The 16,609-nt window shown below is 57.5% G+C and carries 10 protein-coding genes; all 10 read right to left on the bottom strand.

Annotated features, from left to right (window positions below; genetic code table 11):
- Position 1: 1 nt before the first annotated feature.
- Entirely contained in the window at positions 2-5,248 is a 5,247-nt protein-coding gene (gene traI / locus A6U95_RS10430; RefSeq protein ID WP_065684439.1) for a conjugative transfer relaxase/helicase TraI, read from the bottom strand.
- Entirely contained in the window at positions 5,248-7,443 is a 2,196-nt protein-coding gene (traD, locus tag A6U95_RS10425; protein ID WP_065684438.1) for a type IV conjugative transfer system coupling protein TraD, read from the bottom strand. Before traD ends, traI begins: the two co-directional genes overlap by 1 nt.
- A 291-nt stretch (positions 7,444-7,734) precedes the next feature.
- Positions 7,735-8,250, bottom strand: coding sequence for a hypothetical protein (locus A6U95_RS10420; protein WP_065684437.1), 516 nt, complete (start codon positions 8,248-8,250; stop codon positions 7,735-7,737).
- An 8-nt stretch (positions 8,251-8,258) separates the two neighbouring features.
- A complete protein-coding gene (gene traG / locus A6U95_RS10415) occupies positions 8,259-11,087 on the bottom strand; it encodes a conjugal transfer mating-pair stabilization protein TraG (RefSeq protein ID WP_065684436.1) in 2,829 nt (942 codons plus the stop codon).
- Positions 11,087-12,451 carry a conjugal transfer pilus assembly protein TraH gene (gene traH, locus A6U95_RS10410; RefSeq protein ID WP_139102360.1) on the bottom strand — a complete coding sequence of 455 codons (1,365 nt, stop codon included), beginning with the start codon at positions 12,449-12,451 and terminating at the stop codon, positions 11,087-11,089. Before traH ends, traG begins: the two co-directional genes overlap by 1 nt.
- Positions 12,451-13,017, bottom strand: coding sequence for a type-F conjugative transfer system pilin assembly thiol-disulfide isomerase TrbB (trbB, locus tag A6U95_RS10405; RefSeq protein WP_065684434.1), 567 nt, complete (start codon positions 13,015-13,017; stop codon positions 12,451-12,453). Before trbB ends, traH begins: the two co-directional genes overlap by 1 nt.
- Entirely contained in the window at positions 13,007-13,270 is a 264-nt protein-coding gene (gene traQ / locus A6U95_RS10400) for a type-F conjugative transfer system pilin chaperone TraQ (RefSeq protein ID WP_065684433.1), read from the bottom strand. The genes trbB and traQ overlap by 11 nt, the downstream gene beginning before the upstream one ends.
- A gap of 16 nt (positions 13,271-13,286) precedes the next feature.
- Positions 13,287-14,030 carry a type-F conjugative transfer system pilin assembly protein TraF gene (gene traF / locus A6U95_RS10395; RefSeq protein ID WP_065684432.1) on the bottom strand — a complete coding sequence of 248 codons (744 nt, stop codon included), beginning with the start codon at positions 14,028-14,030 and terminating at the stop codon, positions 13,287-13,289.
- 9 nt (positions 14,031-14,039) lie between these two features.
- Positions 14,040-15,971 carry a type-F conjugative transfer system mating-pair stabilization protein TraN gene (gene traN / locus A6U95_RS10390; RefSeq protein WP_065684431.1) on the bottom strand — a complete coding sequence of 644 codons (1,932 nt, stop codon included), beginning with the start codon at positions 15,969-15,971 and terminating at the stop codon, positions 14,040-14,042.
- Positions 15,968-16,597, bottom strand: a complete 630-nt coding sequence (gene trbC / locus A6U95_RS10385) for a type-F conjugative transfer system pilin assembly protein TrbC (RefSeq protein WP_065684430.1) — start codon at positions 16,595-16,597, stop codon at positions 15,968-15,970. The genes traN and trbC overlap by 4 nt, the downstream gene beginning before the upstream one ends.
- Positions 16,598-16,609 lie beyond the last annotated feature (12 nt).

Below are 16,609 nucleotides of genomic sequence, written 5' to 3'. Positions count from 1 at the left end.
CTCAGTCTCCGCTCAGTGTTTTTTCCCGGTCGAGGTCACGCACCACCTCGCGCTCCATCTGTTGCAGACGTTCACGTTGCACGTTCTCGTTTGCCACCTGTGCCACCGCGTTATCACGTCGGCGCTCCTCGTGATTGTCCAGCACCCTGACCGCGTCAGGGGTGGGTTCCTGCGTGCGTTCCAGTTCACGCGCCACTTCCCGTACCGGGTCTGTTCCTTCTCTGCCCTTATCACCGCCGCGCGCCATTTCCCGTACCGCCTGCGCGGCCCGTTCTTCCATTTCGCGGCGCTGCTGTTCGGCCTGCGCCTGCTGCGCCACAATCTCCGGCGGCAGCTTTTCGCCATGCTGTGTGCCTGTGACCACATCGTTCGATACGCCATCCGCCCAGATCCGGCCCCCGGTGATGGCACCGGGGTTCCAGGGCCGCCCCTCGCTGCCAGGCAGACGCACCACCACGCCGCTGTGCGGATTTTCCCGCGCCAGCTTCAGCGCAGCCGGCATATCGGCCGCCAGCAGTGATTCCCCGTTACGGCTCACCTGCAGGCCGGCAAAGGTGGCTTCCTCACTGCCCATCACGCGGCCTTCGTCCGTTAAGCCCCGCACTTCACTCTCAACGGGCATCAGCGAACTCAGCCAGATACCTGCCGGCTTACCGTTGCCGTCAAAGGCAGGCAAAGCCACATGCGGCTGCGGATATTTACGGCCAGGCGAGATGAAACGCGCCATCGATCCGTCCGGCGATAATCCAGCCTGGCGCAGCACTGCGCGTCCGGCCGCCACTTCTCCCAGCGGCTTTGCCGTGCCCATCAAACGCTCGGCATTACTGACTTCCCGGTCACCGCGAGGCTCCAGAATGTCATGCGCCGTGCTGCGGGCGCGGGATTTTCCCATCGCCTCAACCCAGGCCGCTCGGTTGTCGGTATACACCTGCGCATGCTGCTTCATACGGCTCAACGCCACGTAGGCCGATTCGAAGCTCACCATGGCTTTTCGTGCCCCTTCCGTGCCCTGCAGGACAATCGCAAACGGCTCGCCGGCCCCCTGCGCCCCGTGGGCAGTGACGGCGTAAGCCAGGTCGATATGCTGTTCTGCCCGCTCGGCAGCGGGGTTCACCGTCCGGGTCTGCTGCCCGTCTGACAACGTGACCCTGTCACCGTCAATCTCGGATACTGTCCAGACGCTGTTGGCCACAAAACCACGCTCATTGTCGCTTTTGGAGAAACGCATCCGGTCGCCGGGCGATACAGTGAGAGTATCCGGACGATACAGCGTCACCCCCTCTGTCGCAGCCTGGGTGGGCGACAGCGATCGGGTGTTGCCCTGTTCATCTTTCAGGGTGACCAACTGCCCTTCCTTATCCAGGCTGTCAATCCGATAGTAGGTGTTGTCCAGCAGCACCAGATTGTCTTGCGCCGCCTGCCAGGTGGCCATTTTACGCAGCTCACCGTCACGCAGGTTGGCGGAGGTCAGTACCGGTAGTCGGGCCTCCTGCTCACCCAGCTCACCGGCCGCCTGACGAGCCTCATGTATCTGCGCGTTCAGCGCCCGCCGGTCGGCGTTCAGGGTAGTCACCACGATGGTCTGTGCCTGCGCCTGCGGTGTGCGCCCGGTGTAGTCCCGTACAATGGCTTCATAGAGGGTGGCGGGCTGTGCGCCGGGCGTCAGGCTCCCGTCGGCCAGACCTTTCTCGATGGCCTTCTCCTGCGCCGCGCCGAACTCCACCACCGAACTCTCCGGCTGCCAGGCACCCGCCTGACGCGGCACCTGTGCGGGTGCCACCTGCTCAATGGTGTTGAGGGCGCTGTCGATGTCCCGGTCAATCAAACTGTAGACCGCCGGTTTCAGGGCTGGGGTCTGGCGAACGATCTCCTGCATCACCGCGACGTCGATGGCGCTGCGTTTTTGCAGCAGACGGAACGGCTGGCCAGGTGCGATGGACTGCAACTGATCGGTGTCGCCACTGGACACCGCCCGTCCGCCGCCCCCGGCGATCAGGCCATAGGCCCGGGCCATATCGGCATTGCCGACCATCGAGCTTTCATCCACCAGGAACAGCACGTTGCGAAAATCCGGCTTTTCGCCGCCGCGCAGCTGCTGTTGCGTATCGTGAATAAACGCAGCGAGCGTCTGCGACTCCGGCACACCGGCATCACGCATTTCGCTCACGGCTCGGTGGGTGGGTGCCACGCCAATGACGCGGGGCCGCTGCTCCTCCGGTAGTGTGCCGATAGCCGACATCACCGCCCGGAATTGGGTCGTTTTCCCCACCCCGGCGTAGCCCTGTACCAGAGTGAAACGGTCGGAGGACTCAAGGATCATCCGCGTGGCATTGCGTTGCCCGGATGTAAGCCCCTCCATCTGCGCCACTGGTACACGGTGCATCAACGGCGCAACGGCATCCTTACCTTCCAGCACATGGCGGATAATGCTTTTCTCGGCGTTATAAGATGCACGGGCAACCAGCAGTTGCAGACCGTTCCCCGGTGAGACCGGCACCGACATCAGCGAACCCTCCCGGGTTTGCTGGTCTATCTCCCGCTCAATCGCCGCCAGTCCTGGCCCTGTCGGCGCTGCCTCGCTGGCCTCCGCCATCAGCTGCGGTTTTGTGAAGGCGAGGTTGCGACTTTCCAGTGCCGGGATGGCCAGATGAATGGCCTGCTGCGCCGGGGTGTGCAGCGCGTTTTTTTGGTGTGTGAGCGCATCTTCCAGTTGGTCATGCCCGGCGGCTTCCTTGATTTGTGCCGACACCACGCTGAAGGCCGACTGTCTGGCCAGTTTCTCTGTGGTTTTCGATTCGGTTTGTGCCGAGTAAAGCCGCACCTGCGGACCGCTCAGGGCCAGCTTGTTGAGGGTGGTGGTGTCCATCTCCCGCAGGCTCAGCGAGGCAAAGACCGTGGCGTTATCACTCACGCTGCGCCCGGGCGATCCCACCCAGCCTTGCCCGACTTTCGGCGCCGTAAACGGACTGTCTCCGGACGGCAGCGTCACCGTTCCCTTGCGACCGGGCAGGGTCACGGCTATGCCTTTATCATCAAAGCCGGTGACGGTCACGGTATCGCCACCCTTAAGCCGTGCGCCTGGCGTTTTGCCCAACACAGCCAGTCGGTCCCCTTCCGACACCGGGATTTGCGTGGCACGAAGCAACGACCAGCTACTGTCGAGCGATGCCAGCCGGATCACCTGACTTTCACCCTGCACATTGCGCAACGTCAGGCTATTATTACGGGCGGTAACGCGGTCAATCACAAACCGTTCATGACGTCGCGCCTGAGCATCCCAACGCTCCATCACCATCCCATCGCGGTAGTGGTCGCGCACCTGCTGATGGCGACTGTCCAGCCACACCGGCTCCAGCGCGGTGATGGTGTGCTCTTTCTCGCCCAACACGCGTTCTGCACGCAGGGCATCACGCACCGCACCGGTGAGCGCCGCCTGTTCGCGGGCACCAGTGACCTGTGCCACGCTGTGTTCTCCCGCCCGTATACTGCGGGCAAAGTCTGTGGCCAGCCGGTCATAACGTTGACGCCGGTCAGGCTCGCTGATGACGTCCACCCGGGTTTTCTCCCCCTGCTGCCAGCTCAGCGTATTCACGCCCGTTTCTTTCATCACTGTCAGGGCGCTGCCGGTGCCGCTGCGTTGCCCGCTGTCGGTCATCAATAGCTGCACGTTATGACGCAGGGCACCATCGAGCAGCGTCAGCGTCTCTTTGAGCGTCAGCTTTTCGGCCTGGTCGACAATCAGCGTGCTGCCCGGCAAAAAGGTCATCCCCTCCGTCAGTGCCCGCCGGTCGGTAATGTGCTCCCCGCCAAGGCGCTCATCCTGCGCAAGGCTGCGGGCCGAGCGGCGATCTGCCGCCACTATCTGCACCTCACGCCCCTGTTCGTGCGCCATCATGGCCAGCTCTGCTACACGCTCACGCTGGCCAGCGGCCCCCCCTTGACCGGCCACAATCGCCACCGGCAGACGGTCCTGCGCCAGCACACTGACCGCGTCAGAGTAAGCTCGGGTTCGGGGCTGTGCTTTATCCGCAAAGGTATCAATCGGCCCGGCCCGCTGCAGGTCGCGGGTCAGGGCCGCCACCGACAGTTCGTCGAGCACATGAATGTTTGAGGTGAACAGGCCTTTTTCTTTATCGAGCGGAATAAGCTGTTCGATTTTAATCGCCGACTCGATGCCCTCGCGCGCCTGCGCCACCACCCCCGGCTGCGCGGGCAACTGGCCTATTGTGGTGGCCAGCAGTTCAGAGTAAGTGAAGCGCGCCCGCCGGTCGCTCAGCATGCCGATGGCCAGGCCGACCGACGCACTGATGTCGACGGCCTCCACGGCCGGGGCCGGGATGTCACCCGCCTGCGCACGCTGGTCAGCGTCCTCGCGGTAGCCCCGGATATCGAAGCCGGTGGCTTTCAGTGTGTGCATCCACTCGCTCATCCGTTGCTCTGGATCGACCTTTTCTTTCGGGCGCCGCGTATCCAGCGCGGCCATGTCGCGTGATTTTAGCGATGCATCTTCCCCTACGGCCTCCTTAATCGCCTGAGTGCGACTGGAGAATTCGACGACCGGTACGTCTTTCAGCTCCCACATGCCGTGCTTCCCCACGACCTCCGTCTCATAGCCCAGCGCCGTGACATCCTGATGCAGTGTGGCGCGGTAAATTTTGCCGAAGGCTATCTGGTTGGCGTACACGTTTTCGATGAAGCCTGTTTTGCCGACCTTATCGCTGCTGAGCGTGCGCCAATCATCACCGTGCCTGGTGAGGTTGGCCACCACGGCATGGGTGTGCAACAGCGGCTCCTGGTCACGGCTGGTATCGTGGTTAAACAGCGCCATCACCAGATTGCCGGTCAACTCGGTCTGACTTTTACCGTCGGTCATCACCCGCGTCGAGGCCAGTGCCTCCACCTGCTTCACAGCGGTATCCACCGCGTGGTTGTGTGCGTCAATCAGCCGTGTGTCGCCGCCGAGCATGGCCATCACTGAAATACTTTTGGGGGCTGAGAAGGTCAGGTCATAGCCAGGGCGGTGCTTGTTGGCACCCTCCTGCATACGGCTGAGATCACTCCCGTCCGGCAGGCGGCCTTCCAACAACTGGGTGAAGGTTTTCTGGTCCACTTCCCCTTTAAGCCCCAGCTCAGCAGCCCCCTCGCCCGCCCAGCGTTCTCCCATACTGCCAATGACGTAGTAGTTATCCTTGTCGGTGTAGTAGTTTCCGGCGCTGCCGGCCGATTTTACTGTCGCCAGACTTAACATCAGAGGTTATCTCCTGGTTCGAGGTCTTTTTCAGGCGAACGATGCACATTGATGTTCACCTCTTCACGACGCTGCATATCCTTCCCTGACAGCCTATCTTGCTCAGCCTGCCAGGCTTCAAAGGCATCCCAGTCCACCACTTCGCCGCTGACATCAATACCGGGCGGCAACTTTTCAGCGTCTTCGGCTTTGGTGGCCAGCTCTTGCTCGGTACCGCCAACGCCCACCGCTGCTGCCGATGAACCGGATGTAGCCGCAGGTGCGCCACTCGTCGCTGGGCGCTCCATGGGCGCAGCAGGTGCAACCGGCGCGACAGGGACGTCCACAGGCGCGGGAGGTGCGCTGGCTACCACTGACACAACCGCTTCAACCGGAATATCCGGCGTAAACAGCACTGCCAGACTGCGAGATTCGTCTTCGCGTGCGGCCAGGGCGAGGTTCAGACGCGCATCCGCCTGCTCATCCAGGGTGCGCGGGATGAATTCGGGTGCGACCTTCGGTCGTGGCTGGTACTTCAGGGCCATCTTCACTGCCGGATAGGGTCCCGGTAGCGTGACATAACAGGAGAGATCCGGCAGCGTCTGGATGTCGGAGTAGCTGACAAGCGTCACGCGCTCCATGTCCTTACCCACCGACGTCCCGTCACGCACCGGGTCTACCCCGTAGGAATACTGCTCGGAGGCTTTGAGGATTTCTTTCTCGCCAATCTCCCCAGCAGCGAATTCGGCAATTTTGCGCGTCGGCGAACGGAAGAATACGCGGGTGTTCATGACGTCAAACAGCGTGGCGGCGCCTTTATCGCCGTAGATGTCCTCAAGCTGCGCGTAGGACTGAATACCGAACACATAGCAACCACCAAACTTACGGGCTTCCGGCAGTATTTCGACCAGGTCCGGCAGCTTGTGCAGGGTGGGCAGTTCGTCGCCAAACACCCATACCCGGCGATCCCGGTTCTCACCCATCCCGAGCAGCCCTCGGATGGCGATTGATAGCCACATCGAAATGACCGGCTTGAGGGACGCATGGGTGTCGGCGTTGGATGAGATGAACAGCCAGCCGTTTTTCCCGTCTTCCCGCACCCCACGCATCCAGTCACGGATGGTAAACGGCTCGCCGTTACCCTCAATACCCTGCAGGTAGCGAATAGCTTTGACGTAGTTGGTCAGCACCGCCCGAATAGAGATGGCGGTCTTCTCGATTTTCTCTTCCACCAGGTTGGCCGCCGGCGAGTTTTTAAGATAGGCACGCAGCTTTTCGATTTTAATCGACAGCAATGTATCGACCAGTTTGCTGTAGCTGCGGTCTTTGTCATTACGCATCAGATACGCCGCTTCGGCAAAGATGGTGCGCCCGGACCCCTGCCAGAAGGGGTCTTCTTTGGTCCCCATAGGGATGAGCGTGTTGGAGATGTTGTCAAAATCCGGCTGAGTCAGACACTCACGCCACAAATCCCAGGCCGCACAGCGGGCATCGAGCGGGTTGAGAATTTTATCGGTGGCCGGGTCGTAATAGCTTTTGACGAATTCGCAGGAACGGTCGTAGACAATCACCATGTCGCCACGTTTGCGAGCATAATTCATCAGGCGACGTATCGCCTCGGACTTCCCGGAACCGACCGTGCCGTGCAGACAGAAGTTCTGGATTTCGGAGTTCTTGATGAGCGGCAGGTCGCCAATTTTAATGTCGGACGCCATACCGTCGCGTTTAAGCATCTTCGCCACGCGTTTCGGGTCATCGGTCAGCTCACGTCCCCCGGTGACCTCATCCTCACTCTGTTGCTTACCCTGATGGCCCAGCACCCAGGTGGTTACGAAGAACGCCACCACGCAGACCACGGCAGCGATGATGGCAGCCAACAGAAACGTCGCCCAGACCTGCTCGGCACACCAGATAAGGTATTTATCCTGCAATACCTGCAGCGCGTTGTACTTAAGCTCTTTCTCGTAATAGCGCACGGTATAGACTGGCTGGGATTTAAATATATCGCGCATTGGCGACAGCGTCTGGCACCAGAAATACAGCATGCCGTTAACAAATGTCTGCCAGGACAGTTTCACCCAGAAGGTCAGCGCGACAATAATGGCAAACAGAATAACGAGGCAGTAAATAATAATATTGGCAATCTGACTGAACATACGGATGCGCATGCTCGCAATCTGACCACCCTGGGTCATATCCTTGGCATTAAAACTCATGATATCCGTCCGGTATGAAAGAGAGGATTAAACGAAAAAGAAAATTGGTTGCAGCGCTGATAACTATCCCTGCCGCTGCGATTACCTATTCCGACCCAAACCAATCGCACATTTAATTCGACCACAGATTCCAGCTTCGCCGGCAACACTTCACGGCTGCACAAAGGATTTGCACAGCCGTGAAGTGTTTACGGTTAAAGGCGGGGAGTCAGTCAGGCGATTGGGTTGTCAGCAGAGCAGCGGACGAATTGCCTGCTGGGGAACTCAGTCGCCCCAGCAGGCAGGGTGCAATTATTGTGCTTTAACAGCTTTCACGATCTCGGTGAATGCCGAGAGTTGATAGCGAGAAACGTCTGCATTAAATGCAAAAACAAAACCTATTGAAACAAACATCATTGGCATTAAATACCCTAATGCTGCACCAGTGACGAACGCGCACAACAGTGCTAATACGGAAATTGTCAGCATGTAGCACATCGTGTATTTTTTTATTTTATTCTGCAAAAACAACATAACCTCAGACCTTTTTAAAAAGGATTTCGGAATCGAAAGAATCAACCCCCTTGCACTTACAATCCAAAATAGAATGATAAGACCCAAAAAAGAACTAAACCCAACAGAAATCAAAGTGTCGGCTGTAGTTTCACCAAACAAACCAAAAGAAACAAGTGGCCATATAAACAACCACAGTAGGATCAACGCACCCGGCTTTGCACATTCCCAAAGGCTAGGAATAACCAGTGAATCACTGCCCATGATCCCTTTCAGTTCTTCTATTTCCTGTCGGATGATTTTTTGCGTTAGCATTACTGACCTCACTTTTTATTCTTAAACTGATCCTGTGCTTTCTTAGCCCGCTGCGTGAGTTCTTCCTTCGAAGACGCCCCTGGAATACCGGTCTGCTTGTCTTTCTCATCGATATATTTTTTATTCTGTGTTTCTCGCATTTCAGAGTGATTCTCTTTCAAACTGTCATGCTGGCCACTGATTTCACTCGACTGACCCTCTATCTTATGACGAGTTTCCGCCTGCGCGTTTTTATTACCGCTAATCATTGTGTCCACTTTATCACCAACGTTATTAGCGATGCCAGCATTCGTCGTATGGCGGTCTATTTGTTGGCTATTGCTCGCAAAATCGGCCAGTACCGCATCCGTATTACCACCGCCGGAGACCGTCCCCATTCCACTGCCCAGTGAGGTTTTTCCGTTGGTATAGTGCGCGTCTACGCCCGGTGCCACCTGCTCATTCACAAACTCCCGTGCCAGCGCAGAACGCTGCGCCGCGACTTCCGGTGAACTGGTGTTGGTCAGGATCTCTTCAGCATTATCCGGGGCGCGTTTTGCCACAAAGTTGGCGAACTGCTGGGTCAGGTTTTCGCTCATCTGCCCAGACATCGTCTCAGTACGCGAGGCCATCTCCGCATATTCCTGACTGCGAGTGTGTGCATCGCTGTACTGGGTGTAGCTACTTTTCGCGCTGTTCAGCGAGGCCGCCAGTTGGTCTACCCGTGAATCGGCATTGTTCTGGCTGTGGCTGCCGGATTCGCTGGTTTTCTGGCTAGTGAAATAGTCCATCCCCTGCTTGAAGTCCGACGCCGCCTGCGCGCTGGCATCGTGGCGGGCATCCTGACTGGCCCGGGTTCCTGAACTGGCGGAATGGCTGTCATGATCCACCCCATCGACACTGCCTTTCAGGCTTGCAGCCACCTCGACACTACCACCATTGCCCAAAATTTCCAGCCCCGTCTTAGCCCTCGCAGTACCCACAATGCTGGCCCCAGCGGTAACATTTACCGACCGTTGAGCCAGTTCCTGCGTGGCCTGGTCTTCGCTGATGTTATTGGCTTTGGCATAGCTTTCTACGGCGCTGCGCATTTTGCCGGCCATCATGGTCGATTGCCCGCCCTGCGAACTGTCGGCACCCTGCGTCATCGTGCTGCCGCTGCCGCGCTGGCCAGTAAATTGCTTCAGTGAGTTCCAGGCACTGCTGATACTGCTGTTAAACCCGCTCATCGCCGTTTGCGCCTGAGACTCAGACTCACGGGACATCTCCTGCTGCGCACTTGCAATCTGGCGCGACACGTTGATATCCACCGGCAGTTTTGACATGGCCCCGGAGCTGTCCACCACCGTATCACCGCCACGGGTGCGAGTGGTCATTGCACCATTCCCCAACTGGTGGCTCATCTGCCCAAACACCGTCGAGCTGTTGGTGTTCCAGTTGTAGCCGCTGACGTTCTCGGTCTGCATATTGGCGTAAGAGTAGTTGCCGTCGACCGCGCCAGACGCTGCCGTGGCTGCTGGGCTGATGGCTGAGGACGCCAGATGGCTGTACAGGCTCGAGAAGCCCGCCCCGAGACCCTTGAGCATGCCCCATGCCAGCGGCGGGATGAGCATCGACAGGTAACCTGCCGTGGTGGCAAGGTCGGAATATTTAATCTGCACTTGTGAGAGTTCAGACAGCACTACCGGCGAGCCGTTAGCTTTGGCGTAAAACGTCATGCAGCTGTTCAAGATGGCATACAACAGCGGCCAACTCTGCACCCACATGATGGCCAATACGTAGCCCTTGAGCACGTTCAGCGTCACGGCATTGAACATCCCGCCCAAGATCATTAGCGGGAACAAGCCTATCGTCAGCCCCACAATCAGCGTTTGCGACATCGGCAGGGAGCGCAGCGCTACCTGTCCGACGGTGGCATGCGCCAGCCGTTGTTTTTCCATCGACGAGGTGGTGGAAATATTGAGCAGGCTCGCCGTGTCGCCATTACGGGCCGCGTAGCTCATGATGCCGTTGCGCACCGCGTTCATGGTGACGTTCTGACGCATAATCTGCGCGGCACCCTGTCCAGCCCCGTAGAAATAGCTGTAGCTGTCGCCCACCATCTGGCTAAACAACGCATCCGGGTTCGGGCGGCCACCAAATGCCTGACGTACATAGTAGCTCCAGGTCTTGCCGCCGGTCTGCGTATCGAGCGCCAGCTTCGGTTTAATCACCGCTGCCGCTTCCTCGCAGGTCATGAACTGATTTTTGTCGTTGAACACACCGCGCAGCGGGCTGGGACGGGAGAAAATCAGCGTGTAGGGATCGGGGCTGTTCATCAGGTCTTCCATGCTGTATTTCCCGTTCAGGAAAATATCGCCCATCACGCAGTTCTGGACGTAGTCGGTAAACAGCGTGGTGATTTCGGGGTTCTGCGACAGAAAGTCGGTACTGCGCGACACCAGATTCGCCCCAAATATCATCCCGGTCTTGCTGTAGGTGACGCTGTCGGGCTGCGAAAACACCATTTCGTAGCCCTGTACCAGGGCATAGCCGATTTTGGTGGTCAGTGAGGCGGGCAACGCCAGCCCCACCGGCACGTTGTCCACCTGATAAACCCGTGTCAGGTCGCTGTTGTCGATGATCTGCACTGGCGTGCGCACCCCGACCAGCAGGGATATCAGTATAATCACCCCGGCCCAGCCCAGCATATCCATCACGTTGTGGCGACGTATCCAGTTCACAGCAACCAGGAGCACTGAAAAAGCGATCACCATGCGTTGTATCGTCGCCCAACTGTCGCCGTTCATGAAGGTCACGATGGCATTGAGGGTCGCCCGCAGCCAATCGCCGCCGGCAATGACATAGATTTCCTGCATCAGCGCGCCCCCCCGAAGTGGTAATTATTCTGATAGCGTTGCAGCATGCGGGCCGAGACCTGCTGACGCATGTAGCTCATCTGCCGATCCACAACCAGCAGTGCATCCTGCTGGACCTGCACCTGCGCCTGGAATGACGCTATCTGGCGGGTCGCTTCGTTGAGGTTGTTGTTGATGCTCTCAATCACTGCCTGGTCATAATTCCCCGTGGCCACCATCGCCCGAGCCTGTTGAACCAGTTCCTGAATGTACTGCAGCAGGATGTCGTAACCGATGTAATCGGTCAGCTGATACACCAGGCTGTTCGACACCCCCAACATTTGCGGGTCGACCAGGTATTTAAATACCGGAATGGTGGTACTGGTGATGAAGCCCTTCTCTTTTTCGGTGAGCTTCTCATCGGTCACGGCCTTGTTCTGAATGCCGGCGAGGATGTCTTTAATCTGATTTTTGAGCGCGTTTTTCTGGCTGATGGTGACCGTCGAATCCGCCACCACTTTCAGGCACTTGTCGCTGTCGTTGCAGTGGTACACCCGCGCCGTGCCACCTTCCATCATGGCGCGTATCAGGTCACGGTCTGTTGTTCTGGCGGGGAGCGGGGTGATATTGCCGTTTTCGTCAAACACCATCGTGCCGGTCAGAGTCATGATGAACTCTTTCAGTTCCTTGTTGCCGTCAAACATCCGGTTTTTACCGAGCGCACTCCAGATAACGTTGATGTTTTTGGTTATACGTTCTTTATCTTTATCGCTCGCTTTATCACGGACCGTGTCCATGCTGCCGCCCACGGTACAGCCCTGCCGTGAGGCCGCCCAGTCGGCAAACATGTTGCTCTCCCCAGAAATGTCCTGGCAGACCTTTTGCTGGGAAACCTGCGTGCGCGGGAACAGCCCGCCGACAATGCCCTGCGCGGCCTGACAGGAGCTAAGATTCATGCTGTTGATATCGCTGGCCATTTTCTGCAGAAAATCTTTGGCAGTTTTGATTTCCGGTACCGTGGTCTGCAGGGCGAGGTCAAAGAAGTACCCGGCCGAATTGGACATGATCTGTTTGGCGAACCGCTGCAGTTGCTCGCTGTTGATGAAGCTGAACGAGCCCAGGTAGGCATCGATACCGCCGCAGCCCGCGTTAATGTCCGGCAGGGTCATCGAGACCAGCTGGATGGTTTTCACCTGGGTGCGGGCATACATCGACCCACCGGAGGCGTAACCTGCCGCCTGCCCTTGCCAGACCTGGGGCTGACTGGTGTTGGAATCAAATCCGAGTTTGTTAAAAAATTGATTCATATCGCTGTTCACATCGGCTACCGCCGTCACCGGCAACGTCAGCAGTGCCGCACACAGGGCGGCCCGTGGGGTTTTCATCATAGCGCGCGCCCTCCCTGACGCATCTGCAACACGGTATCGAGACGAGCCATAAAGCCCCGCTCGTCAGTGGCCCCCTGCAACAGCGGCAACGCTTCCAGGGTGTTCACGTTAACCAGAAACGTGGTGGGGGTAGCGACCGGCAGGTTGGGGAAGAATGTCCGCATAACATCTGCCGGTACCGGTAAGGCTTCGGGGTACGCTTCGTCGCCGTGCCCATCAATGGTGTAGGCCATCACGCCAAACCCCACGCGTTCAGACAGCGACTTCAACACTGGGTCGAATTTGTGGCAATACGGGCAACTCCCTTGCATAAACAGCACCACCTTCCATTCCGCCAGGTTGGCCTGCTGCCCGTTACTCAGCCGGAACCAGACCGGTTGACGGACTGGAGCTGCAGTGACCACCGTCGCGGCAGATGCTGGGGTTTCTGTTTTGGTTTCGGGTGCGGCCGCCCCAAGCCCTTTTGGACTCCATAACGATTGAAGTTCGTCCATCGTGCTTGCCTGAATGCCCGGAGGGCAGACACACAGTACGGTCAGCAGTAACAGTGGTTTAACCTTCATGGTGTTCAGCTCCTGTTGCCGGCCTACGGTCGGCGGCGTCCTGCTCTGCCGCCCGTGCCCGGGCAATCCAGACATTGAGGATGCGATAGCCCCCCCACAGGGTGAGCGACACCCCGATAATCTGCGCCAGCAAAATGGCCATTGATGGATTGGGGCGGATCAGGCGGGAAACAATGTGAAACCAGACGCCCAGTGTCAGTATCCACAGCCCGACGTTGTCAAACTCAGGCAGACGAAAGCGGAATTTACGCATACAGACTCTCCGAAAACTAAAAGTTGGGGGCAAAATCGGTGGAAACGTACAGGAACTGTTTGGCCAGATCGTCCTGACTGATAAACCCGTAGGACACGGGCTTCACGGTGCCGCTTTTCGGGTCGGCCAGCATCAGCGCCGGGAAGTGACGAATACCCAGATGCTCTGCCTGGCCAGCGTCAACGCGGCTGTCGGGCAACAGCGGATTGATGATGCCGTCCACGGACACCGGAATAACACTCAGCTGGTAGGTTTCGCGGAAATTCTTGATCACCTGCGCCAGCTGTCCGTCGATGGGATCTTGCCCCCGGTAGAAGAACATCACCCCGTAATGCTGAGCCAGTGCTTCGATGGCCCGGCGCTGATCGGCAAAATCTGCCGCCAGTTGGTTGCGCACGGTGCCGTTGTAGTGGCTGTGCTGCAGGTTGTAGTCCAGTTCCGGGTGCGCCAGCATGGCTTTTTTGGCGCTCATCGAGAACAATCCGGCCTGCTGCGCCCAGTAATTCTGCAACCGGAAATAGCGGGTGAAGTTTTCCACGCCCGGGTACAGGATGGCTTCATACATCGCCCGTTTCGTGGCCTGTTGCAGCGTGGCCAGTTTTTCCATGATGTCCGGTTGTGCGGGCGGAGCTGTGGCCGTGGGCGGTTCTTCCGTTTTCCGCTTCAGACTTTCGTTGTACCACTGCCAGCCGGCGTCCTTCGCCAGCGTCGGCAGGCTGAGCAGCAGCGCGGCCGCCGTCACGGAGAGTCGTTTTTTCATATGCCCGCCTTACTTACTCTGCAACTGAGTGGCTATCTGCTCACGGACACGTTCCGTCAGCGCGTCGTTGTTGGGGATGTTCTGGTTGTTTTGCAAATCTTCAAAGAAGTTAGAGAAGTCGAGATTGTCGAATTTAATCTGCTGGAGTTCGGTCTGGGTGATACCTCGGCAGTCCGGACTTTTGGCAGCCCCAAAGCCGATATGCAGCTGACCATTGCGCCCCTGTTGCTGAACAATCTGGGCCAGTTTTGAATCGAACTGGCAGTAACCACGCTTTTTCTCCAGACACACGCCCAACACCTTTTTCGAGCAGAACTCCCCAACGCTGATAGTGAGTTGCTTCTCTTTGGCTTTGCCCAGCGCTTTCTCTTCGGTGCTACAGTTGGCAATTCCGATATCCTGCCCCCAACCCGAGTCCTTGCAGCAGTCGCTGAAGCCGACCGCAAACTTTTTACAGAACTTAGCGCTGCCGGTGAAAGCCCGAACATCCACACCATTGAGGTCTGCCACGTCTTTCCCCGCCGCCGCGAGGGCCGCCAGCGCCGACACCACCGGCGCGAAATCATTATTTTTTCCCTTCTGAGCACGCTCACATTCACCATCGAGACAGAAGCTCTCGCCGCCACATATCATGACAGTCCCGGAAGTACGGGTTTCACAGGAATAGGTTGCGAATTCATGCAGGCAACCACTACCGTCTTCTGCGCTAAAAGCACATTGCCGAGCGGCCAGCGTACACGCGGGATTATTCATGTAGGTTTGACAGGTACCTGCATCGGCGGGTTGAGTGGCATAAGTATCTTTGTACATCCAGCAAGACTCCGTGAATGAATAGGGCTTGTTGGCCACGATCACGGTGCGCGTCTCACCCGGTTTAATGCATTCAGATTTACTGAGCTTTCCTTCCTCTTTACTGAAAGGACAATATTCAGACCACACCACTTCGGGGTAAGCGACGACGACGTCAATTTCAAACGTTAGTGTTATAGATATAGGAAAACTGCTGGCAACACCCCATGCGAAATGTGACTGTTTCTGGACATCAAAAGATTGCCCGGCGCCAACCCACATGTCGACATTAAACGCCGAATTAACACTACTGAACCCATCATTATACCGAACGGTACAGCTGCCATTTTTTCCACCTGAACATTGCTCACTGTAATTTGGCAACTTATCAATTTTTACCGGCAAACTCTGCCCCATGATGGTGAAGCTTTCCTTCATAGCCTTTTCACACTTACCGCTCCATGTGTTGTTGCAATCACTGGTGTAGGGGATTGGCATGTTGGTCGCATTGACTGCCACCCTCAACAATCTTCCATTTTCAGGGATCACCAGCTTACCGCTCCAAGCAGTACCGCTGCTAACTGTGAGGGTTACCGGTACTGTGACCTCTTTCTGCTGTTTTTCTGTCGTCACATTTTCTTTAATGCTGGCTTCGCGCGTGCAGGCTTGTTCAACCAATAAATCACGCTCACAGGTGTAATTGGTGAACTCACTCCGATTTATATTCTGTGTTTCACACTGTGTCTGCCCTGTTTTGCCAATGATGGTATCTGCGCGAGACTGAACATCCTGACTTCCCTGGATAAACGGAGCATCAGGTGAGATGGGCTCTTTCGGGTTATTAATGAAAGAGTCTGTCACCGCCTGAGTAGCCTTGTTTGTTGTCCACTCCTGCGTCCCATCAGCTTTCATGGCACCGTCGCCGGTAGCTGTCACGCCACCGTAGTAATTTTTCTCGCCGGGGGAATCGGTGTAGTTCGGGATACTGTCGCCCGGATTGAAGTTGTTCAGGCTGCTGTCGCCCTTGCCCTTTATCTCACGGGCAAAATCGGCACCGGCTTTATACTGCGCATCGGCATCGGTTTGTGCGTTCGCGTTGGCCATCCCCGCCATGAGGAGCACGGCCACATAAACCAGGCACACGCGGTTCATTTTTTGGCTCCTTCTTCCAGCAGACGGCGGGCTTCATCCCGGCAGTCGCCCTTCTCCACCACTTTTTCCAGCGCCTGCTTGAGCCGCAGGTTGCCCCGGATAACATCGTGCCCCACCGAACAAAACACCACGAGCGACGGCACGCTGGTGATACCGAACTCGCGGTAGCGGGTGGGGTCAATCGCCACCCCGTCGGTGCTGCCGTCTTTGACCAGCGCCATGATGGCGTCAGCCGTGGTTTTCATGTCGTTTTGCACCATCCCCCGGAGCGTCGCCGGAATACCGAAACGGCGGGCTTCCGACAGCATGCGTTTAAGGCCAGTTTCGGGAATGGAGAACGACACGAAGTACAGCGCCCCCTGCGCCGGTTTATCGGATTGGCCGTCCATCTGTTCTTGTTTCAGGCTATCGATAAACTGCCGGTCTCCCCCGGACAGGGGGTTCTGGCGTACCTGCTGTTCCAGCATCTGGCGCAGCGGCGCATTGTCCTGCTGGCGCAGCTGATTACTCAGATTTTCCTGCTGGCGCAGGAACTCTCGGTTGTCGTCGTGTATCCCGGTGGCCAGCGCAGAGGTGCAGTAGGCCGACAGCCATATCGCTGCCGCCAGTCGGTGTAGGGTATTCATCAGAAGATCCTT

The sequence above is a fragment of the Serratia sp. 14-2641 genome (genome assembly GCF_001692375.1).
Lineage (GTDB): Bacteria > Pseudomonadota > Gammaproteobacteria > Enterobacterales > Enterobacteriaceae > Chania > Chania fonticola_C.
This window is presented reverse-complemented; position numbering and strand designations above follow the sequence as displayed.